At 64.0% G+C, this 19,312-nt stretch carries 23 protein-coding genes and 2 pseudogenes; 15 read left to right on the forward strand and 10 right to left on the reverse strand.

The window, feature by feature from the left end:
- From PHS32_RS22555 to PHS32_RS22590, 8 genes and pseudogenes are all read left to right on the forward strand, one after another.
- Positions 1-323: pseudogene (locus PHS32_RS22555) on the forward strand (hypothetical protein); the annotation flags it as partial.
- A gap of 122 nt (positions 324-445) precedes the next feature.
- Complete coding sequence (locus PHS32_RS22560; RefSeq protein WP_301081718.1) at positions 446-655, forward strand: CsbD family protein; 210 nt, start codon at positions 446-448, stop codon at positions 653-655.
- 35 nt (positions 656-690) lie between these two features.
- Positions 691-975: a hypothetical protein gene (locus PHS32_RS22565; RefSeq protein WP_301081693.1), complete on the forward strand. Its 285-nt coding sequence runs from the start codon at positions 691-693 to the stop codon at positions 973-975.
- Between the two features lie 46 nt (positions 976-1,021).
- Complete coding sequence (locus PHS32_RS22570) at positions 1,022-1,405, forward strand: hypothetical protein (RefSeq protein ID WP_301081694.1); 384 nt, start codon at positions 1,022-1,024, stop codon at positions 1,403-1,405.
- Positions 1,402-1,833, forward strand: a complete 432-nt coding sequence (locus tag PHS32_RS22575; RefSeq protein WP_301081697.1) for a hypothetical protein — start codon at positions 1,402-1,404, stop codon at positions 1,831-1,833. The genes PHS32_RS22570 and PHS32_RS22575 overlap by 4 nt, the downstream gene beginning before the upstream one ends.
- On the forward strand, positions 1,830-2,747 hold the full coding sequence (locus tag PHS32_RS22580; RefSeq protein ID WP_301081698.1) for a DnaJ C-terminal domain-containing protein: 918 nt from the start codon (positions 1,830-1,832) through the stop codon (positions 2,745-2,747). The genes PHS32_RS22575 and PHS32_RS22580 overlap by 4 nt, the downstream gene beginning before the upstream one ends.
- Positions 2,728-3,084: a chaperone modulator CbpM gene (locus tag PHS32_RS22585; protein WP_301081699.1), complete on the forward strand. Its 357-nt coding sequence runs from the start codon at positions 2,728-2,730 to the stop codon at positions 3,082-3,084. Before PHS32_RS22580 ends, PHS32_RS22585 begins: the two co-directional genes overlap by 20 nt.
- Positions 3,085-3,235: 151 nt before the next feature.
- Positions 3,236-3,457 (forward strand): hypothetical protein, encoded by a 222-nt coding sequence (locus tag PHS32_RS22590; RefSeq protein ID WP_301081700.1) that lies wholly within the window; start codon positions 3,236-3,238, stop codon positions 3,455-3,457.
- A 57-nt stretch (positions 3,458-3,514) separates the two neighbouring features.
- Here the strand turns inward: PHS32_RS22590 and PHS32_RS22595 are convergent, their stop codons facing one another.
- Positions 3,515-4,018: a hypothetical protein gene (locus PHS32_RS22595; RefSeq protein WP_301081702.1), complete on the reverse strand. Its 504-nt coding sequence runs from the start codon at positions 4,016-4,018 to the stop codon at positions 3,515-3,517.
- Positions 4,019-4,266: 248 nt separating this feature from the next.
- Here PHS32_RS22595 and PHS32_RS22600 point away from each other — a divergent pair, with 248 nt between their 5' ends.
- The 6 genes from PHS32_RS22600 to cls are packed head-to-tail and all read left to right on the forward strand — an operon-like array spanning position 4,267 to position 11,073.
- A complete protein-coding gene (locus PHS32_RS22600; protein ID WP_301081704.1) occupies positions 4,267-4,650 on the forward strand; it encodes a DUF4398 domain-containing protein in 384 nt (127 codons plus the stop codon).
- A 29-nt stretch (positions 4,651-4,679) separates the two neighbouring features.
- Positions 4,680-5,612 (forward strand): OmpA family protein, encoded by a 933-nt coding sequence (locus PHS32_RS22605; protein WP_301081705.1) that lies wholly within the window; start codon positions 4,680-4,682, stop codon positions 5,610-5,612.
- Positions 5,613-5,642: 30 nt separating this feature from the next.
- Positions 5,643-6,827: an AI-2E family transporter gene (locus PHS32_RS22610; protein WP_301081706.1), complete on the forward strand. Its 1,185-nt coding sequence runs from the start codon at positions 5,643-5,645 to the stop codon at positions 6,825-6,827.
- A gap of 33 nt (positions 6,828-6,860) precedes the next feature.
- On the forward strand, positions 6,861-7,739 hold the full coding sequence (locus PHS32_RS22615; RefSeq protein ID WP_301081707.1) for a YihY/virulence factor BrkB family protein: 879 nt from the start codon (positions 6,861-6,863) through the stop codon (positions 7,737-7,739).
- Positions 7,736-9,691 carry an AsmA family protein gene (locus PHS32_RS22620; RefSeq protein ID WP_301081708.1) on the forward strand — a complete coding sequence of 652 codons (1,956 nt, stop codon included), beginning with the start codon at positions 7,736-7,738 and terminating at the stop codon, positions 9,689-9,691. Before PHS32_RS22615 ends, PHS32_RS22620 begins: the two co-directional genes overlap by 4 nt.
- Positions 9,688-11,073 (forward strand): cardiolipin synthase, encoded by a 1,386-nt coding sequence (cls, locus tag PHS32_RS22625; RefSeq protein WP_301081709.1) that lies wholly within the window; start codon positions 9,688-9,690, stop codon positions 11,071-11,073. The genes PHS32_RS22620 and cls overlap by 4 nt, the downstream gene beginning before the upstream one ends.
- Before the next feature lie 15 nt (positions 11,074-11,088).
- Here the strand turns inward: cls and PHS32_RS22630 are convergent, their stop codons facing one another.
- The 5 genes from PHS32_RS22630 to PHS32_RS22650 are packed head-to-tail and all read right to left on the reverse strand — an operon-like array spanning position 11,089 to position 14,851.
- Positions 11,089-11,304, reverse strand: coding sequence for a hypothetical protein (locus PHS32_RS22630; RefSeq protein ID WP_301081710.1), 216 nt, complete (start codon positions 11,302-11,304; stop codon positions 11,089-11,091).
- Positions 11,301-11,954, reverse strand: coding sequence for an ABC-type transport auxiliary lipoprotein family protein (locus PHS32_RS22635; protein ID WP_301081711.1), 654 nt, complete (start codon positions 11,952-11,954; stop codon positions 11,301-11,303). Before PHS32_RS22635 ends, PHS32_RS22630 begins: the two co-directional genes overlap by 4 nt.
- Complete coding sequence (locus PHS32_RS22640; RefSeq protein WP_301081712.1) at positions 11,951-12,880, reverse strand: MlaD family protein; 930 nt, start codon at positions 12,878-12,880, stop codon at positions 11,951-11,953. The genes PHS32_RS22635 and PHS32_RS22640 overlap by 4 nt, the downstream gene beginning before the upstream one ends.
- Complete coding sequence (locus PHS32_RS22645) at positions 12,877-13,716, reverse strand: ATP-binding cassette domain-containing protein (protein WP_301081713.1); 840 nt, start codon at positions 13,714-13,716, stop codon at positions 12,877-12,879. The genes PHS32_RS22640 and PHS32_RS22645 overlap by 4 nt, the downstream gene beginning before the upstream one ends.
- Before the next feature lies 1 nt (position 13,717).
- Entirely contained in the window at positions 13,718-14,851 is a 1,134-nt protein-coding gene (locus PHS32_RS22650; RefSeq protein WP_301081714.1) for an ABC transporter permease, read from the reverse strand.
- A gap of 155 nt (positions 14,852-15,006) precedes the next feature.
- On the opposite strand from PHS32_RS22650, the gene PHS32_RS22655 reads away from it, so the two are divergent.
- On the forward strand, positions 15,007-15,213 hold the full coding sequence (locus PHS32_RS22655; RefSeq protein ID WP_301081715.1) for a hypothetical protein: 207 nt from the start codon (positions 15,007-15,009) through the stop codon (positions 15,211-15,213).
- A 29-nt stretch (positions 15,214-15,242) separates the two neighbouring features.
- Here PHS32_RS22655 and PHS32_RS22660 read toward each other — a convergent pair whose 3' ends face one another.
- From PHS32_RS22660 to PHS32_RS22675, 4 genes and pseudogenes are all read right to left on the reverse strand, one after another.
- A complete protein-coding gene (locus PHS32_RS22660; protein ID WP_301081716.1) occupies positions 15,243-15,986 on the reverse strand; it encodes a Crp/Fnr family transcriptional regulator in 744 nt (247 codons plus the stop codon).
- Positions 15,987-16,010: 24 nt separating this feature from the next.
- On the reverse strand, positions 16,011-16,835 hold the full coding sequence (locus PHS32_RS22665) for a response regulator (RefSeq protein WP_301081717.1): 825 nt from the start codon (positions 16,833-16,835) through the stop codon (positions 16,011-16,013).
- Positions 16,832-18,889 carry a PAS domain S-box protein gene (locus tag PHS32_RS22670; protein WP_301081719.1) on the reverse strand — a complete coding sequence of 686 codons (2,058 nt, stop codon included), beginning with the start codon at positions 18,887-18,889 and terminating at the stop codon, positions 16,832-16,834. Before PHS32_RS22670 ends, PHS32_RS22665 begins: the two co-directional genes overlap by 4 nt.
- A gap of 9 nt (positions 18,890-18,898) precedes the next feature.
- A pseudogene (locus PHS32_RS22675) lies at positions 18,899-19,303 on the reverse strand (PAS domain S-box protein); the annotation flags it as partial.
- Positions 19,304-19,312: the final 9 nt, after the last annotated feature.

A 19,312-nucleotide genomic window follows, 5' to 3' on the forward strand; every position in this document is an offset into this window, starting at 1 on the left:
TCGGCATCTCTCTGGTCGATGGTGCCGATATCGCGCGCGCCGCCGCCGACGTGGTGTTGATGGAAGAAGGCTTGCATCTGCTGTTGCCGGCGATCGACATCAGCCGCGATGCGCTGGCCCTGGTACGCCAGAATTACACCTTGATCGCCGGCGCCAACACACTGGCGTTGGCGCTGGCGCTGCCCAGTGGCTGGATCTCGCCGGTGGCCTGCACGCTGCTGAGCAACGGCTCGGCCTTGCTGGCAACGCTGAACGCGATGCGCCCCTTGCTGGCCTCCAGGAGCGACCGGCCGCTGCTGCTTGAGAGCGTCGATCGGCCCTGAAATCAGGCCTTCCTGTGTCTGCCAGCGCACAGATCGGAACGGCCGGATTGCATACCATTTCCTGGTCAACCCGCTAGAGGTTGACATGCCTCTCAATCCATTCAATCAAAGGAAAAATCATGATCAACAAGAACCAAGCCCAGGGCGCAGTCAAGAACCTTGCCGGAAAGATCCAGGAAGAAGCCGGCAAATTGGTGGGCAACCCGGAGCAGCAGGCCAAGGGGCTGCAAAAGCAGGTGTCCGGCAAAGCCGAGCAGATGCTGGGCAATGCCAAGGAAGTGGTCAAGGACGCGCGCGAAGCAGTCAAGCATGCCGCCAAACACCCGGCCTGATGGCAAGGGCTCGACTTCAACTTCAAGGAACTCCCATGTTTGACAACAAGTCCTTAGAGCACGTCGGCAGCCTGGCCGATCAGGCCGTGCAATCGGCCGATCAGGCCATCAAATCGACCCAGCGCGTCGCCCAGGACGCGCTCGACAGCGTGCGCGACACTTCACGCCAGTTGCGCCAGCAGGCGCACTACGCCTCCGACCGCACGGTCGATTACATCCGGGACGACCCGATCAAGGCGATGCTGATCGCTGCCGCCACCGGTGCCGCCTTGATGGCACTGGTCAACCTGGTGAGCCATTCACGGGAACGCCAGCACTGAGGTTCCAGAACCGGTTCCAGGTCTTCGCTGCCAGAAAGGGCTTGCTATGTTGTACACACTGCTTCGACTGTCCCTGACACAGCCGCGGTTGCTGGCCGATCACGCCGACGCTTATGCGGAACTGGCGTCGACCGAGCTGCATGCTGCCGCCGCGCTGTGGCAGCGCCGCTTATGGCTGAACGCGCTGATGGTCTGCTGCCTGGGGGTGGCCGGCGTTCTGGCCGGCGTGGCCTGGATGCTGTGGCTGGTGACACCGGCGGAAAATGTTCGCTCGGCGTGGGCCTTGATGGCCGCGCCCTTGTTGCCATGCGCCCTGGCCCTGGGCTGCTGGATTCAAGTACGGGCGCAGGGCAGTGGTGGCGCGTTCGACAAACTGCTGCAACAACTGCGCGCCGATATCACCATGCTGCGCAATGTGAGCGCGCCATGACCGGCGCGCTGCCGGCGCAGGCGGCGTCCGGGGCTTGCGAGCGACTGGCGCTATCGCGCCAACGCCTGCAACTGGCCCTGCTGGCACAGCCCGCTGCGGCAGCCGCCAAAGACAAGTTGGGGTTGCCGCCGGCCGATGGGCGCGATGGCTTCAAATCAATTCCCGGCTTTGGCCTGGTGATGGAACTGGCGGCACTCTGGTGGGCCAGGCATCCGTATCGCCTGGTCGCCAGCGTCGTCAGCGACGTCGCCAAAGCTGCAGTCTTGCCGACCGCGCAACGCCATCCCCTGGGATTGGTCAGCGGCGCCTTCCTGGTCGGTGGTTTGCTGGGCTGGAGCCGTCCCTGGCGTCTGCTCACGCCCACGCTGTTGGCCGCTCTGCTGACCAGGGCCGTTGCCGCGCCGCCGGCCCTGAAAGTTGACCCATGAAGTACCAGGACTACTACGCCACGCTGGGGGTGCCGCGCGATGCCGATTTGGAGCAGATCAAGAAAGCCTATCGAAAACTGGCGCGGACCTATCACCCGGATGTTTCCAAGGCGCCCGATGCCGAAGCCCGCTTCAAGGATGCGGCTGAGGCCTACGCCACCCTCAAGGACGCCGACAAGCGCGCCGCTTACGACCAGTTGGGGCAGCGCCCCATCGGCGAGGAGTTCGTGCCGCCGCCGGCCTGGCGTCAGGAACACGAGGCCTTCGGGCAATCGTTCGAGGATCTCGACCTGGCCGATCTGCTGGCCGCCATGGGCCGGGGCCAGCACGGCGCGCCACACGGTCAGCGCCCCTTCAAGGGGCAAGATTATGAAAACACGGTGCAAATCAGCCTGGAAGATGCCAGACGCGGTGCCACACTCAATCTGAAACTGGCCGACACCGCGGGCCAGCGCACGCTGGAGGTGACGATTCCGCCGGGTGTGCGCGAGGGCCAGAAATTGAGGTTGCGCGGCAAGGGCGGCAAAGGCCGCAATGGCGGCGCCGACGGCGACATCTACCTGCACATCAAGCTGGCGCCGCATCCGCTGTTCCGCCCGGACCAGCATGACCTCTACTTCGATCTGGCACTGACGCCGTGGGAGGCTGCACTGGGTGCCGAAGTACAAGTTCCCTCGCTCGACGGGCCGGTGCTGCTGACGGTGCCGCCGGGCATGCGCTCGGGGCGCAAGCTGCGCCTGCGCGGGCGCGGCTTGTCGGAACTGGGTGACCTCTACGCGATCGTCCATATCGACGTGCCGCACACGCTGACCGAGCGTGAGCGCGAGCTTTATCAGGAGTTGGCCCGCATCTCAAGCTTCAACCCGCGCGCGAACCCACCCCCGGAGAAAACCCATGACCCAAGACCCACTTGAATATCTCTGGCTGGACAATGGCCAGACCGTGACCTTGACCGAACTGTCGAGTTGTTGCGCCATGAGCGTGGCCGAACTGGACGAATTGGTGGATTACTGCGCGCTGGTGCCGCTGTCGGCAGCAAGCCAGGAACGCGTCTTCAGCGCTGAATGGGTGGCGCCGCTGCGGGAGGCCGGAAAATTGCGCGTCGATTTCGATCTGGACCTGTTCACGGTGGCGATCCTGCTCGGCAACCTCAAGTGCATCGAGGTGCTGGAGCTTCAGGTGCAGCAGCTGCAGGCCTTGTTGCCGGCACGTTTGCAGCCCGGCCCCCGAGCGCTGGACGCCAGACAATGAGTCTCGTGGCGCCAACCCTGCTGTAAAGAAAAGTATAGTTGGTCAACGCTGGCACAAGGGCGGCGTTGTAGGTGCAAGCCTGAAGAATATTTGGGCTCGCTCGAGATGGTCGGAGCTACTGCGATCATTGTTTTATGAGTGAGTTTCAATCATGTTTAATATCAAATCGATTCTTGCAGCCGCGTTGCTTTCCGGTGTTGCTGCCGCCTCTTTCGCCCAAGCCCCGGCGGCCCCCAAGGCGGCCGGCAATCAGACCCCTGCCGCTGTGACTGCGCCGGCCGATGCCGCCGCAACGCCGAAGGCGAAAAAGGCCAAGAAGCACACGGGCGTGAAGCACAAGAAAGCCGCCGCCGCAGCCGCTACCGCGAAATAAGCGCACGACTGCCCGTGAAAGGGGTGCCGGGGAAACCCGGCACCCTTTTTTTATGCTTCAGTGCCTGACGACGCGGGGGTCGGCACGGGCCGCCAGCAGCACCGCGGCAAGGTCTGTCTGCAGCGTGTCGGCGGGCGTTTGACCGGCCAGCCGAGGGTTGGCCTGGACAAACCATTGCGCCAATTCCCAAGTCTCATAAGCCGGCCTTAACGCAGCCAGTACCTGGTCGAGCCCGGGCTGCGGCGTCATGTCGAAACTGTTGAACTGGAACAGGGGTAACCACATTTTGGCTTGCCAGTCGAAGCAGATCACTGCCGCGTTGACGATCCAGTTGGCCAGCAGCTGGACCTGGCCCGGCTGGCCGCGCTGGGCCAGGGCAAACACCTCCGATCCCCGTGCCAGGCCGCCGCTGCCGCGGTAGCCTTCCAGCAAGGCGATGAATTGAGGGTCGGAGCAAGCTTGCTCAAGCCGTGGCGCGGGGAAGCTCACGGCGGTGAGCACCGATCTGACGCTGCCATTGGCGCAGGAAGACACGGGGTTGGCGACGACGGTGTTTGGCATGGAATCTCCAAAGAGGCAAGAGCGCGATGGCGGGCTGACGATAAGCGACGGCGCTGCCGTCCGTCGGTGCGTTGGCGAACCAACTCTGGAAACGTTGTAACGCAGGCCTGCGGTGGCCGGCAGCGCGTCCAAGCCGGCGAGCCAAGGACAAGGTTCGATAGCGCACAGACGCTGGCGAAAGCAAACCCTATAAACCCTTCTGTCAAAGGTAATTTTGCATTTGATCGACAACTTACTGGAGAACAAGAATGACGAAACATGCAGGCAAGTGCCTTGCCGCCGTGTGCGGCGCGGTGCTGGGGTTGACTGTCGGTTGCAGCAGCCTGAAGACACCGGCGACGGCCGATGTGGCGGTCTCCAAGGCGGCGGTTGAAAACGCCGTCAGCGCGGGGGGCGTCGAGTTTGCGCCGGGGGAGATGAGTTCGGCGCGCGAAAAATTGGCGTTGGCAAACAAGGCCATGGCCGACAAGAATTACAAACTGGCCGTTGATTTGGCCGCTCAGGCGCAAGCCGACGCGAAGCTGGCGCAGGGCAAGGCCAACTCGGCCAAGGCGCAGGCCGCGGCGGACGCCTTGCAGGACGATATTTATATCCTGCGCGCGGAGCTGGACCGCGCCGCCAAGTCCAACTAAGGACCTCACTGTTCACCAAGGATTGCATCATGAAAAACAACTACCTTACGCCGGTCATCCTGGCCATTGCCGCGCTGCTGAGCGCTTGCGGCAGCGCACCGACCCGCACCAGCCTGCTGGAGCAGACGCGCGGCGACTACCGGGCCGCGCAAAGCGACCCTGCCGTCGCCAACTACGCAGCCCTGGAACTCAGGCAAGCCGGTGAAGCCCTGGCGCAGGCCGACGCCGCCGCCGAGCACAAGGACAGCGCGGAAAAAGTCGACAAGCTGGCTTACCTGGCGCGGCAAAAGATTGCCCTGACGCAGGAAGTGGCAAAGCAGAAATCGGCCGAGGCCGAGGTTGCCGGCGCCGGCAAGCTGCGCGATCAGATGCGCCTGGATCAGCGCACCCTGGAGGCCGATCTGGCCAGCACCAGAGCCCAGCAGTCCAGGCTGGCGGCGCAAGCGGCCCAGGTCGAAGCGGTCGACGCCCAGCGCCAGGCGCAACTGGCCCAGGAGCAGGCCGCCGAGGCCCAGCGCAAGACCCAGGAGGCACAGACGCGCGCCGCGCAACTGGAAGCCCAGTTGGCGGATCTGGCGGCCAAGCAGACGCAGCGCGGCATGGTCATCACCCTGGGCGATGTGTTGTTCGGCACCGATCTGGCGCGCTTGAATGCGCAAGGCATGAGTACCGCGCAAAAACTGGCGGACGTGTTGCAGCAAAATCCGCGGCGCACAGTGCTGGTGGAAGGTTTCACCGACAGCACCGGGACGGCCGCGCACAACCAGGAATTGTCGGAGCGGCGTGCCGGTGCCGTGCAATACGCCTTGCTGGACCTGGGCGTGGCGCGGGAGCGGGTGGCGGTGCGCGGCTATGGCCAGTCCTATCCGGTGGCGTCCAACGAGCGGGCCGAGACGCGCCAGTTGAACCGGCGTGTCGAAATCATTCTCTCGGATGACAACGGCAAGACGGTGCCGCGTTGATGGCGGCATAAGCGGTGACGGGAGCCCCAGATGATGAACCCAACTTCGACGTCGCCGCTTCATCCGGGCGCCGACCCGCTGGCCCCGGCCCTCGAAGCCAGTGAGCCGGCGCGTGTGTTGCTGCACATGCCGGTGGATGTGCGCAGCGTGTCGCTGGCGCTGCTGGCCACGCTGGCCAGCATGTTTGCCTTGCGCTGGGCCGGCGCCGTGGTCATCCCGCTGATGGTGGGCCTGCTTTTCAGCTATGCGCTGTCGCCGCTGGTGGACTGGCTGCAGTTGCGCCATGTTCCGCGCGCCTTGAGCGCTGCCTTGCTGATCCTGGGCCTTTTGAGCGGTGCCGGCGTGACCGTTTATTCCTTGAGCGAGGACGCCAGCAAGCTGGTCGAGCTGCTGCCGGCGGCGGCGGAAAAACTGCGCGACTCGGTGCGCGCCGCGCCGGGCAAGCCCGACAGTGCGCTGGCCACGGTACAAAAAGCCGCCACTCAACTGGAGCAGGCGGCGGAAGAGACCAACCATACGGCACCGGCCGGCCGGGGTGTGCAGCGGGTGCAGATCGAGAAACCCAAATTCGACGTCAAGGATCATCTCTGGAGCGGCACCCTGGGCTTGTTGGGCATGCTGGGGCAGCTCGGGATCATGGCCTTGATTGCCTTCTTCCTGATAGCCTCGGGCGACAGCTTCCGGCGCAAGATGGTCAAGCTGGCGGGACCCACGCTGAGCCGGAAAAAAGTCACCTTGCAGGCCCTGAATCAGATCCACGACCAGATCCAGCGCTACATGCTGGTGCAGTTGTTCACCAGTGTGCTGGTCGGGCTGGCCACCTGGCTGTGCTTCATGGCCCTCGGCCTGGAGCACGCCGCGGTCTGGGGTGTTGCCGCCGGTGTGCTCGATCTGGTGCCTTATGTCGGCAGCGTGCTGATCGCATCCGGCTCGGCCTTGCTGAGCTTCCTGCAGTTCGGCACCCTGGAGATGGCGCTGCTGGTCAGTGGCGCCTCCTTGCTGATCCATTCCACCGAAGCCTTCCTGCTGACGCCCTGGCTGACCAGCCGCGCCAACAAGATGAGTCCGGTGGCGATCTTCATCGGCGTGCTGGCCTGGGGCTGGCTGTGGGGTATTTGGGGCCTGCTGCTGGGGGTGCCGATTCTGGTGATCATCAAAGCCATTTGCGATCGCGTCGACGATCTCAAACCGGTCGGTGAATTTCTCGGCGCCTGAGCGGCAACAGCGCCAACAGCACAGAGCGCCGGCATGAAGCTACAGCAGATCTGGGACTTGATTGTCAAATCGGTCGCCGCTTGGCTGGACGATTTCGCGCCCAGCATGGGCGCGGCACTGGCCTACTACACCTTGTTCTCGATTGCCCCGCTGCTGATCATCGCCATCGCGGTGGCCGGACTGGCTTTTGGTCAGGAGGCGGCTCGGGGAGAGATCGTGGCCCAGATACAAGGTTTATTGGGGCCGGAAGGTGCCAGCGCGGTGCAGGGCTTGCTGCAAAGCGCCAACCAGCCGGCGCGCGACATTTTTGCGGCGCTGGTCAGTGTCATCACGCTGTTCGTCGGGGCCACCAGCGTCTTCGCCGAACTGCAAAGCGACCTTGACCGGATCTGGCGCGTGCCCGCGCCGGCGCAACAAAACAGTTGGTGGCTGCTGCTGCGCAGCCGGCTGCTCTCGTTCGGCCTGGTGCTGGGACTGGGATTTCTGTTGCTGGTCTCCTTGCTGCTGAGCGCCGGCATCGCGGCCTTTGGAAAATGGAGTTCCGGCCTGTTCGGACAGCGCGAAGTCTTTTTCCAGGCGCTCAACTTCGGCATTTCCTTCGCCAGCACCACCATCCTGTTCGCGCTGCTGTACAAGCTGATGCCCAGAGCCAGAGTGGCCTGGCGGGACGTCTGGATCGGCGCCGCGGTGACGGCGCTGCTGTTTGAAATCGGCAAGGTATTCATTGGCCTGTATCTCGGAAAGACCTCCGTGCTGGCCGGTTTTGGCGCCGCCGGGTCGCTGGTTGTGTTATTGGTCTGGGTCTACTTCTCGGCCCAGATATTCCTGCTCGGCGCCGAATTTACCTGGGTCTACTCGCACCAATTTGGTTCCAGAGCGCCGGCTGGCGCAGCAACCCTACCGCATCCATGAAAATTTCCACTCTTCTCAAAGCGGCCGCCGCCTTGTTGCTGGCACCGCTGCTGCTGGCGGTTCTGTTGATCGCGATCTTCGGCTGGAACTGGCTGCGCGCACCGATAGAGCGCCTGACCCTGGAAAAAACCGGCCGGGTACTGGTCATTGCCGGCGATCTGGAGGTCAAGTACGGCTGGCCCCTGCCGCGCCTCCAGGCCGGCGCCGTGACCTTTGCCAATCCACCGTGGGCCAAAGAAGCGCAGATGGTCTCGGCCGAAGCGGTTGAAATCACGGTCGATTTGCCGCAACTGCTGCGCCGCAAGATGGTCTTCCCCGACGTGCGACTGCAGCGCCCGGTGATCTTTCTGGAATTGGCGGGTGAGGGTCGCAAAAACTGGTTGCTGGACCCGCAGCAGCAGGACGAAGCGGCGCATATCCGGATCGACCGCCTGCGGCTGGATCAGGGAACGCTGGGCTTTGACGACGCGCTGGAGAAGACCAGTATCCGCGCGGAACTCTCGACAGTCAACGCGGAACTCGCCGGCGGCAACGATGCCGGCCTGCTGTTCAAGGCCCAGGGCCACTACAAGGGCTTGCCCCTGACGGCCCATGGCACGGGCGGCCCAGTGCTGGCGCTGCGCGACGAGGTCACGCCATATCCCTTGACGATTGACGCCAGCATCGCTCGCACCGTTGTGCAGGCCGTGGGCACGGTCACCAGCCTGTCGAAACTGGCGGCCCTGGACATGCATCTGAAAGTGCGCGGCGACAGTCTGGAACAACTCTTTCCCTTGCTGGGTATCGCGGTTCCGGCGACCGCTGCCTATGCCACCGCGGGACACCTGGTGCACAGCGGCAATAGCTGGCGGTACGAGGATTTCTCCGGCCTGATCGGAAAGACCGACATCGCCGGTACGCTGCAAGTCACCCGCGGCGGCCAGCGCCCGGTGCTGTCGGCCAAGCTGGTTTCCAAACGCCTGGATCTGGCCGACCTGGGGCCGCTGATTGGCGCCCGGCCCGGTAGCCTGCAACGGGCCAAACAGGCCGCCGCCGCGGTCGCTCCCACAGCCGCCCAGACGCCTGCGCCGGCGCATCTGTTGCCCGATCTGCCGTTCAGGTTCGATCGCTGGAATTCGGTCGATGCCGAAGTCGAATTGCACGCCAAAACGATTCACCGTGCCCAGGACCTGCCGCTGGAAAATCTGTTCGTCCACTTGAGCCTGGTCGATTCCGTGCTGACGCTCAAGCCGCTCAATTTTGGCGTTGCCGGCGGGCAGCTTGATGCGGTGATTTCTCTTGACGGGCGCAAGGAGGTGATCCAGGCGCAGGCCCGGGGGCAGGTGAAGAAGATGCTGCTGGGCCAGCTCTTTCCCGGCGCGTCATTGGGCCAGGCCAGCGTCGGCCAACTCAACGGCGAGTTTGATCTGGCGGGGCAGGGCAACTCGGTGGCTCGCATGCTGGCCGGCGCCAACGGCACGCTGGGCCTGGTGGTGGCCGGCGGTGAAGTCAGCAAGTTGATGATGGAAAAAGCCGGCTTGCATCTGTGGGAAATACTGCAACTGAACCTGAGTGGCGACAAACAAATCAAGCTGCGTTGCGCGGTGGCGGACTTTGACGTCAAGAACGGCAAAATGCAGGCCCAGGCGCTGATTTTCGACACCCAGATCACCACCTTGATCGGGACCGGCAGCATCGATCTGCGCGAGGAACAACTGGACTTGACGTTGAATCAGAAAACCAAGGCCACCAGCCCGCTGGCATTGCGCAGCCCGATCTACCTTCGCGGCAGTTTTGCCAAGCCGCAGATCGGCGTCGACAAAGGGCGCGTCGCCGTGCGGGCACTGGGCGCGCTGGCGCTGGGTGTCGTCAACCCCTTGCTGGCCATGCTGCCCTTGATCGACCCGGGACCGGGCAAGGACAGCGACTGCGGACAGTTGCTGCGCGAGGCCAGGAAAGTGACAACAAAATGATGGATGCCTGGCGGCGCGCCGCGCTGATCGCGTTCACTGCGCTGACCCTGGCGGCCTGCGCCTCCTTGCCCGACACCGACGCCCTGATCGCGCACCATGCCGGCCAGACGGCGCGCTTCGAGAATGCGCGGGGCCCTCTTTCCAGGCAGAAGAGCGCCGCCATTCTGGCCCAACTCAAGAGCAAATCGGGCGACATCGACATTCTGGAAAAACAGATTGCGCTGGAACAGGCGATCGTCGGCAGCCCACTGATCCTGGGCAATAAAGTGACGCTGTTGCAGGACGGCGCGGCCACTTACGCCGCCATGTTTGCCGCCATTCGCAAGGCGCAGGACCACATCAACCTGGAGTCCTACATCATTGAGGACGACGAAATCGGGCAGCAGTTCGCCGACCTTCTGCTGGAGCGCCAGAGCCAGGGTGTTCAAGTCAACATCATCTACGACAGCGTCGGCGGCCTGAAGACGCCGAAGGCGTTTTTTGCGCGCCTGCGCCAAGCCGGCATGGCGGTGCTCGAATTCAATCCGGTCAACCCGCTCCTGGCCAAGACACCCTGGCTGCTGAACAACCGGGACCACCGGAAGATACTGATCGTGGACGGTCGAACTGCCTTCATCGGCGGCATCAACATCAGCAGCGTCTACTCTTCGGGCTCGGTCATTGGCCGGACCGGGCCGGCCACGACAAACTCTGTTGCCTGGCGCGATACCGACCTGCAATTGGAGGGGCCGGTGGTGGCCGAATTGCAGAAGCTGTTCATGGCCAGCTGGGAAAAACAGCGCGGCCAGGCGCTGGCCGCGAAAGACTACTTTCCGCTGCTGACAGCGCAAGGCAAGGAGATGGTGCGCGCCATCGGCAGCAGCTACGACGATCCCTACAGCCTGATCTATCTGACCCTGATCTCGGCCATCGGCAATGCGGAAAAACAGGTCTATCTGACCAACGCCTACTTTGTGCCGGACCCGCAGTTGCTGGCGGCCCTGACCGACGCAGCCGCGCGCGGCGTCGATGTGCGACTGCTGTTGCCCAGCCAGTCCGACTCCCAACTGGTATTTCATGCCGGGCGCTCGCATTACAGCCAGCTGCTCAAGGGGGGCGTCAAGCTGTACGAGCGCAAGGACGCCTTGCTGCACGCCAAGACGGCGGTCATCGACGGGGTCTGGTCCACCGTCGGATCGACCAATCTGGACTGGCGCAGCTTTCTTGACAATGACGAAGTCAATGCGGTGATTCTGGGGCGCGAGTTTGGCGCAAAAATGACCGACACGTTTATCAAGGACCTGGCAGCCTCGCAGGCCATCGATCTGGCAACTTGGGAACAGCGGCCGCTGCTGCTGCGCTTCAAGGAATGGCTGGCGCGGGTCTGGGGGCGCTTGCTGTAGCCAGCGCCGCGCACTCTATTTGCGCCCCAGCACCAGCAGGAAAACGCCCAGCACGACGGCCCCGCCGCTCAGCAACAACGGCACGTTGACCCGTTCCTGCTCCTGCACCTTGAGTTCAAGGGGACCGAGTTTCAGGCCGGTGGTTTCCTTGGTGTAGCTGAAGCCGCCGTAGACCAGGCCCAGGCAACCGGCCGCGATCAGGATGATGCCTATGAGTTTTGTCGGGTTCATTGCTGTCTTTCTGCTAAAAATTGGGAGAGCTCCTTGAGCACCGTTTGCACCACGTGGTTGGCCGCCACGACACCGCCGTAGGCGTCTTCGCTGATAGCGGGCGCCAGCGCCTCGAACTCGCGCCAGGCCAGCACGCGCCGCGTCTTCTCGTCAACCAGGTAGGCGCGCAAGGTAAATCGGACCTGGCTTGGCGTGCTTTGAAATTCGTGTTGCAGGCGGATGATTTCGGTGTCCAGACGCAACTCGCCGGAGGTGCCACCGGGTGTCAGAACAACGGCGCGAAAGACGCCCCTGTTTTCGATCGCGGCGACCAGCAGGGCGCCCAGCATGCGCGCCGGTGGGTCTATCCACTGGCTGTGCGCGAAGTGGTCCAGCTTATGGGCCTCGCGCAGGTAGACGATGCGGGGGCTGTCAAAGCCGGCGGCGGCGCGCGGCGGGTTGATGATCAAGGTCGGGGTGGTTGCCGCTGGCGACGCGTCCGTCAGGGGCGGCGCCGGCGCGGCCAGCCGGGCGCTGTCTAGCGAGTAGTAGACGGTGGCCGGCGTTGCCGTCGGGCGCAGCAGGCTGCAGGCAAACAAGCTGCTCAGGGACAAGCCGACGATAAACAGCCGGCGCCCTTGCGTGCCCACTATTTTGTTCAGGGTGCTCATGGTTTGGCTCCTTGTTCTCCCGGTCCGGGCGGCGTTGGCGGGTGACCGAACAGCAGGCCGCGCGGGTCGCGCGTGGTCTGCTCGCTCAGGCGCCGCAGTGAAGAGCTCAGCAGGCCCAGTTCGCCCAGCAAGCGTTCCAGCTCGGGCAGCGTCTCGACGCTGAAGCGTTTCGCGTCGGCGCCCACTGCGTCCACCGCCACTCCGGCGCTGACGCTGGTCTTGGCGACCGCATTGCCCATTTTGGCGACGGCGTCGGCGCTGCGCCCGATGCGCTCCACCACGGCGCCCATTTGCGCCGAGACTTGCGCGCTGTTTTCCAGCGTGCGGCCGGCGTTGGCCATGCCGGCATCGATGGTGTCCTTGCGCGCGGCGATGGTGCGCGCCACCGTGGCAATGTCGGCCAGCGCGCTCTTGAAGGCCGCCTGGTTCTCGACGCTCAGGAGGGCGTTGAGGTTGTTGGAGGTGCTGTCCAGCTTGGTCAGCACGTTGGTGAGAATGTTCTCCAGCCGGGCACTGAGCGAGGGCTTGGTGTGGATCACCGGGTAGTCGTTGCCGATGGTGGTTTGCAGGGGCGGCGAAGCCATCGCGCCGCCACTGAGTTCGACGTAGGCGATACCGGTCAGGCCCTGGGTTTTCAGCACCGCGATGGTGTCTTCCTTGATCGGCGTGCCCTGCTCGATGGCAAACAGCAGGTTGACCCGGTTCGGGTTGTTGTGGTCCAGTGAAATGGCGCGCACCTTGCCGACGTCGACGCCCATGTACTTGACCGGCGCGTTCAGGTTCAGGCCGGCCACCGATTCATCCTCCACCGCCAGGTAGAGCTGGTACTTCTTTTGCCAGGCGCCGCCGGAGGCCAGCCACAGCACCACGCCGATCAGCACGGCGCCCAGGATCAGCACGAAGCCGCCGACGGCGGCATAGTTCACTTTGGTTTCGATGATGGCACCTCGATCGGTTCAGGGTTTTTCTCGGCCAGGCGCTGTTCCTGTTGCAGCGCCGCCCGGCCGCGCGGGCCGTCAAAGAACTTCCGGATCGCCGGCTGCTCCTTCTGGGCCAGCTCGGCCATGGCGCCTATGCCTTGCACCGTGGTGTCGGCCAGCACGGCGACGCGGTCGGCCACCTGCCACAGCAGATCGAGATCGTGCGTGATCATGACGATGGTCAGGCCGAACAGCTCGCGCAGCTTGCGCACCAGCGCATCGACGCCGGCCGCGCTGTCGGGATCGAGGCCGGCCGTGGGTTCGTCCAGAAACAGCAATTCGGGGTCCAGTGCCAGTGCCCGCGCCAGCGAGGCGCGCTTCATCATGCCGCCGCTGAGCTGGCTGGGATACTGGGCGCCCACCTCCGGCTTCAAACCGGTCATGGAGAGCTTCCAGGCGGCAATGTCGTCGATCAACTTGGGGTCCAGACGGCTGTGCTCGCGCAGCGGCAGTCCGACGTTCTCCAGCACCGTCAGCGACTCGAACAAGCCCCCGTGCTGGAACATCACACCCCAGCGCCGGCGCAGCGCCAGGGCCGCCGCGTCGCTGATTTCTTGCAGGTCCACGCCCAGCACGCGGATGACACCCTGGTCCGGCTTTTGCAACAGGATCATTTCGCGCAGCAGGGTCGATTTGCCGGAACCGCTGCCGCCTATCAACGCAAAGATCTCGCCCCGGCGCACCTCCAGCGTGATATCGGAATGCACCACATGGTCGCCAAAACGGGTGGACAAGCGGTCGATCTCGATCACTGCCTCGGGGGTTGCGGCCTGGCCTTGCATGTCACAGGTCCAGCACACTGAAGGCGATGGAGAACAGGGCGTCGGCCACGATCACCAGGAAGATCGCCTGGACCACGGCGCGCGTGGTCTGGCGGCCCACGCTGTCGGCGCCGCCATGGGTGCGAAAGCCCTGAAAGCAGCCGACCAGCGCAATGATGGCGGCGAATACCGGCGCCTTGCCGATGCCCACCGCATAAGAGGTGATGCTGACGGCCTTGACGAAGCGCTCCAGAAACTCGGCAAAGCCGACGCCCAACTGGGCCTGCGCCATGATCATGCCGCCGAAAACGCCCATCACGTCGGCGAACACGGTCAGCAAGGGCAGGGCGATCACCAGCGCCAGGATTTTGGGTAGCACCAGCAGCTCCAGCGGCGCGATGCCCAGGGTGCGCATGGCGTCGATTTCCTCGGTCACCGCCATGGTTCCGATCTGCGCCGCATAGGCCGAACCGGAGCGCCCGGCGATGATGATGGCGGTGATCAAGGGCGCGAACTCGCGCAGCATCGACAGACCGACCAGATCGGCGACGAAGATATTGGCGCCGTACTGCCTAAGCTGGTCGGCGCCCTGGTAGGCGACCACGATGCCCAGCAGGAAGGACAGCAGGCCGACGATGGGCAGCGCATCGAAGCCGGCGCTGCGGATGTTGTACAGGATAGGGCGCCAGCGCAGGCGCGCCGGATGGGCCAGGCAGGCACCCAGCGCCAGCGTCGTTTCGCCGACGAAGCCCAGCAGCGCCAAGCCTTGCTCAAAGGCTGCATGGACCTGGCGGCCCAGGCCGGCCAGTGCGGTGGGGCTGGCGGCGGGAGCAGCTGCCGCCACGCCGGCCTGGTCGGCAGGCTGGGCCATGGCCGCCAGCAGTTTGGCAAATTCTGGCCGCAGGCCTTGCAGGGTCACCACGATGCCCTCGCCGCGCAGGCGCGTCAGCAGTGTTTGCAGCAGCCAGGCGCCAGCCGTGTCCAGCACCTCGATGCCTTGGGCGTTGGCCAGCAACTGGCTGCTGCCGGCAACGCGCAGCGACGCCAGTTGCGGCGCCACCGTGTTCAGGCCGCTGGCGCTCCAGCAACCGGCCAGCGTGAGGGTTTGCGGGCTGGCTTGCACGAGGCTGGCGGGTGTCAAAGGCGGGGCATTCATGGTTCAGCTCAAGATTAGAGGAAACCCCTGGCCCGATCTGTGCGCGAGCGAACACTGGGTCAACTTGCGCCGACGCTGCCAGCACAGCCCTGCCTCAGGCCTGCGTGCGATGGCGCACAGACCGGCTTGGCGGTCCGGTGATAACTTGCCGCATCATGAAGAGATTCACCTGTTCGCTGGCTTTGCTTCTGCTGACCAGCGCCTGTTCGTCGCTGCTGCCGAAAGCCCAGACCGAGTCCACTTCGTTCCGGAATTTTGATGAAGCGCGTGCCGCCATCGAGGGTCTGGTGCCGATGAAGAGTGACCGCAAGACGCTGGGGCCGTTTCAGGACGTCGGCCCGTCCCTGTTGGCCAATCACTGAAGCGTCGGCCGCGGCCCGGGCACAAGCGTCTAGCGCCGCAGCGGGGGGCTGTCCTGGCGATAGCGCACGTCGGACAGCAGGCGACTCATTTCCTTCCTGACCACGGCGTAACACTCGCAGGCGCTGGTCTCCAGGCCGGCCCGGTTCAGCACCGTGATGTGGCCGCGCCGGTAGCTGATCAGCCCCTTGCCCTGCAATTTTCCGGCGGCCTCGGTAATGCCTTCCCGGCGCACCCCCAGCATGCCGGCGATCAACTCCTGCGTGATCACCAGTTCAAGAGTCGGCAGCCGGTCCAGCGTCAGCAGCAGCCAGCGGCACAGTTGCTGTTCCACCGGATGGTGGCGGTTGCAGGCGGCGGTTTGCGACATTTGTGTCATCAGCGCCTGCGTGTAGAGCAGCAGCAAACGCTGCAGCATGCCGCCCCGATCAAAAGCCTGCTTGAGCAAGTGGCGCTCCAGCCGGTAAGCCTGGCCGGCGGTCTGCACCACCGCTGAACTGGAGGTGGTGTCGCCGCCCATGAAGAGCGAAACGCCCACCACGCCTTCATTGCCGACACCGGCCGTCTCGGCCGATGCGCCGGACTCCGTGACATAGTGCAGGGAGACGATGGAGGTGGTCGGAAAATAGGCATGGCGCAACTGTTCGCCAGGCTCGTAAAGCATTTGACCGAGGGCCATCGGGACCAGTTCCAGATGGCCGGCCAGGGATTCGAATTCGGCCTTCGGCAAAGCCGCAAGAAGATGGTTCAGGCTGGGGCTAGGAGGTAAGGACATGGCGCGTCACCGTATTCCGAGGTTTCATTTTTCTGCCGTGACTTCGACACCAATGCCGCGGTAGCCGAGGAAACGGCAGGACTGGTTGAACATCGGCTCGCCGCTGACGCGAAACTGCTGCCGGGAGCCATCGGCATTGACGCGGTGAAAGAGGAAATCCAGAAACGGCTGGCGTGCCGCTATGGTGGCTTGCAGCAACTCGCGCTCGGCCTCGTCCCAGCCACTGGGCGCAATGGCGCTGCTCTCGCCGTCCAGGGGGCCGACCTGGATGCCCAGCATCTCCAGCACCGGACCGGAAACCTTGGTGAAGTTCATCTGCTCGTCCTGCTCCCAGTACCAGTCGGAGGCCAGCTCGGTCAGGCTGCGGTAGCGCGCCTCGCTTTCGCGCAGCTCGGCGGTGCGCTCCAGCACCGTCTGCTCCAGCAGCTTGCTGTAATTCTCCAGTTTCTTGTACAGCAGGCGCACCTCCAGCATGTTGTGAATGCGGGTCTTGACTTCGACCAGATCGAACGGCTTGCTGATGAAGTCCTTGGCACCGGCTTGCAAGGCGCGCAGCTTGTGGCCCGGTTGGGCGGTCAGCACCAGGACCGGAAGGTAGCCGTCGGTCGGGTTGGTCTTCAGGGCCTCCATCACCTGGAAGCCGTCCATGCCGGGCATTTGCAGGTCCAGCAGGATCAGGTCGTAGTGGTTCTTGCGATGCAGCTCGCACACCTCGCGCGGGTTGTTGGTGGAGCTGACGTTGGCGTAGCCGGCCTCCAGCAGCATCTGGTCCAGCAACTGGATGTTCGAATCCTGGTCGTCAACAATCAGGATGCTGGCGTTCAGAATATCGGTGGCGTTGATCTTCACGTGTTTTTCTCCTTGTTGGCGGCGGCTGACGCAGCCGCGGCGAGTATCAGACCGAGGTCCAGTGCTTCCATGAACTCGCTGACCTTGATCGGCTTGGTCAGGTAGCGGAAGAAGCCGGCGGCCAGGCCTTTCTCGATGTCGCGCGGCATCGCGTTGGCGCTCAGGGCCAGCACCGGAATGTGCGCCGTGACCGGATCTTCGCGCAGGATTTTCAGCGCCTGGATGCCGCTGATGCCGGGCAGGTTGATGTCCATCAGGATCACGTCGGGCTGATGGATGCGCGCCAGCGTGATGCCGCGCAAGCCGTCGCCGGCACTGAGCAAGCGCATATCGGGACGCCGCTCTATGAGTTGCTCGACCAACTGCATATTGGCCCGGTTGTCTTCCACATACAGCAGGGTGCGCAGCGCCGAGCCGTGCGGGGCTCGCGCCTGCAGAAAATCCAGAGAATCGGTTGCCGTATCGGGCGCAAATTGCGGCTCGGGGGCCAGGTTCAGTTCGATCCAGAACACACTGCCGGCGCCGGCGCTGCTCTCGGCACCGATTTCGCCCCCCATCAACTCGACCAGCCGCTTGCTCACCACCAGGCCGATACCGGTACCTTCCTCGGCGCCGGCTTCCTGCCCGAGGCGATTGAAGGGCTGAAACAGTTGTGCCAGCTTGTCCGGCGACAGACCTTCCCCGGTATCCGTCACCTTGATGTGCAGGCGTTCTTCGGTGATCGCGCTGCAGCTGACTTCGACCGAGCCGCCGCTGCGGTTGTACTTGATGGCGTTGGACAGCAGATTGATCAGAACCTGCTTCAAGCGGGTTCTGTCGGCACTAACAAAGTCGTGACTATCGACTTCCGGAAAAATCAGCTGGATGTCGCTTTTTTGCGCCAGCGGCTCTATCATGGCCCGGCATTCGTGCAACACTTCGAGCAGCGCGATCGGTTCCATCGACAGCGACAGCTTGCCGGACTCGATCAAGGCCAGGTCCAGAATTTCGTTGATCAACTCCAGCAGATACCAGCCGGCTTGCAGAATCTGGTTGATGCTGGACTTTTGCGTCGGTGTCGGCAGCGGCGTACCCGACTCCATCAGCTGGGCGAAACCCAGGATGGCGTTGAGCGGCGAGCGCAACTCATGGCTCATGCTGGACAGAAATTCGGATTTGGCGAGGTTGGCTTTTTCCGCCACCAGGGTGGCGCGTTCGAGTTCCGCGTTCTTGTCCTGCAGTACCCGGTCAAGCCGGGCCCGCTCGGCCTCGATCTGCTTGCGCGCGGTGTTGTCGGTGCCTATCAGCAGGTAGCCGATGATGGCGTTCTGCGCGTCGCGCAGCGCCGTCACCGATACCACCGCCGGGAAGCGGCTGCCGTCCTTGCGGATGTAGGTCAGCTCGTAGATGTCCTCGATGCCGCGCGAGGCCTTGAACACCAAGGCCTCGAAGCCCGGCTCGATCTGGGTTCCGAGTTCGCTGCTGAGCGTCTTGGCCCGCGCAATCACTTCCTGCGGATCGGAAATCTCGGCCGGCGTGATTCTGTTCATCACCTCCAGGGCGGTGTAGCCCAGCATGCGCTCGGCGCCGACGTTGAAGATCTGGATCACGCCCTTGGCGTCGGTGGCGATGCTGGAGAAATTGGCGCTGTTGAAAATCGCCTTCTGCAAGGCACCGGCCTTGAGCAGCGCCGCTTCGGCCTGCTTGCGTGCCGTGATGTCACGCAGAATGCCGGCGAAATAGCGCTTGCCGCCCAGCCACATCTCGCTCACCGAGATCTCCAGCGGGAAGGTGCTGCCGTCCTGGCGGCGGCCCTCCACCTCGCGTGCCAGGCCGCTGGCACGCGCCTCGTCGCTGGCACTGTAATACTCGAGGGAGCCGTTGCGCTGGTCCTGGTGCAGCTCGGGAATCAACTGGCTGAAATTCTGTCCGACGAGTTCGCTGGCGTGGTAGCCGAACATGTGTTCGGCGGCCGGATTGACGGTCTCGATGACGCCGCCCTGGGCATGGATGGTAATGATGCCGTCGACCACCGTGTTGAGTATGGTCTGGATCTGCGCGGCACTGTCGCGCAAGGCTTGCTGCTGGGCATATTCCTCGCTGACGTTGCGGAACACCAGCACGGCACCCACCACCTGGGCATCGTGGCCGCGAATTGGCGCGCAACTGTCGGCGATGTCGTACTCGCGGCCGTCGCGTGCAACCAGCACGGTGTGGTTGGCCAGGCCCTGGACAATGCCTTGCGCCAGCGTGGCCAGCACCGGAATGGTGGCCGGCTGGCGGCTGTCCTTGTTGACGATGTGAAAGACTTCGTCCACCGGACGGCCGCTGGCTTCCAACTGGGTCCAGCCGGTGAGCTGTTCGGCGACCCAATTGAGCAGCGTCACCCGGGCGCTGGCATCGGTGGCGATCACGGCGTCGCCGATGGAACTGAGCGTTACCGCGAGCTTTTCTTCGCTGTCGCGCAGGGTGCCATTGCTCTGTTCCAATTGGCGATT

Source organism: Rhodoferax sp., assembly GCF_028714215.1.
Taxonomy (GTDB): Bacteria; Pseudomonadota; Gammaproteobacteria; order Burkholderiales; family Burkholderiaceae_C; genus Rhodoferax.

Excerpts from the sequence above, each read along its gene's own strand:
- PHS32_RS22565 (WP_301081693.1), top strand. The coding sequence starts at position 691 with ATGTTTGACAACAAGTCCTTAGAGCACGTCGGCAGCCTGGCCGATCAG.
- PHS32_RS22570 (WP_301081694.1), top strand. The coding sequence starts at position 1,022 with ATGTTGTACACACTGCTTCGACTGTCCCTGACACAGCCGCGGTTGCTG.
- PHS32_RS22575 (WP_301081697.1), top strand. The coding sequence starts at position 1,402 with ATGACCGGCGCGCTGCCGGCGCAGGCGGCGTCCGGGGCTTGCGAGCGA.
- PHS32_RS22580 (WP_301081698.1), top strand. The coding sequence starts at position 1,830 with ATGAAGTACCAGGACTACTACGCCACGCTGGGGGTGCCGCGCGATGCC.
- PHS32_RS22585 (WP_301081699.1), top strand. The coding sequence starts at position 2,728 with ATGACCCAAGACCCACTTGAATATCTCTGGCTGGACAATGGCCAGACC.
- PHS32_RS22590 (WP_301081700.1), top strand. The coding sequence starts at position 3,236 with ATGTTTAATATCAAATCGATTCTTGCAGCCGCGTTGCTTTCCGGTGTT.
- PHS32_RS22595 (WP_301081702.1), bottom strand. The coding sequence starts at position 4,018 with ATGCCAAACACCGTCGTCGCCAACCCCGTGTCTTCCTGCGCCAATGGC.
- PHS32_RS22600 (WP_301081704.1), top strand. The coding sequence starts at position 4,267 with ATGACGAAACATGCAGGCAAGTGCCTTGCCGCCGTGTGCGGCGCGGTG.
- PHS32_RS22605 (WP_301081705.1), top strand. The coding sequence starts at position 4,680 with ATGAAAAACAACTACCTTACGCCGGTCATCCTGGCCATTGCCGCGCTG.
- PHS32_RS22610 (WP_301081706.1), top strand. The coding sequence starts at position 5,643 with ATGATGAACCCAACTTCGACGTCGCCGCTTCATCCGGGCGCCGACCCG.
- PHS32_RS22615 (WP_301081707.1), top strand. The coding sequence starts at position 6,861 with ATGAAGCTACAGCAGATCTGGGACTTGATTGTCAAATCGGTCGCCGCT.
- PHS32_RS22620 (WP_301081708.1), top strand. The coding sequence starts at position 7,736 with ATGAAAATTTCCACTCTTCTCAAAGCGGCCGCCGCCTTGTTGCTGGCA.
- cls (WP_301081709.1), top strand. The coding sequence starts at position 9,688 with ATGATGGATGCCTGGCGGCGCGCCGCGCTGATCGCGTTCACTGCGCTG.
- PHS32_RS22630 (WP_301081710.1), bottom strand. The coding sequence starts at position 11,304 with ATGAACCCGACAAAACTCATAGGCATCATCCTGATCGCGGCCGGTTGC.
- PHS32_RS22635 (WP_301081711.1), bottom strand. The coding sequence starts at position 11,954 with ATGAGCACCCTGAACAAAATAGTGGGCACGCAAGGGCGCCGGCTGTTT.
- PHS32_RS22645 (WP_301081713.1), bottom strand. The coding sequence starts at position 13,716 with ATGCAAGGCCAGGCCGCAACCCCCGAGGCAGTGATCGAGATCGACCGC.
- PHS32_RS22650 (WP_301081714.1), bottom strand. The coding sequence starts at position 14,851 with ATGAATGCCCCGCCTTTGACACCCGCCAGCCTCGTGCAAGCCAGCCCG.
- PHS32_RS22655 (WP_301081715.1), top strand. The coding sequence starts at position 15,007 with ATGAAGAGATTCACCTGTTCGCTGGCTTTGCTTCTGCTGACCAGCGCC.
- PHS32_RS22660 (WP_301081716.1), bottom strand. The coding sequence starts at position 15,986 with ATGTCCTTACCTCCTAGCCCCAGCCTGAACCATCTTCTTGCGGCTTTG.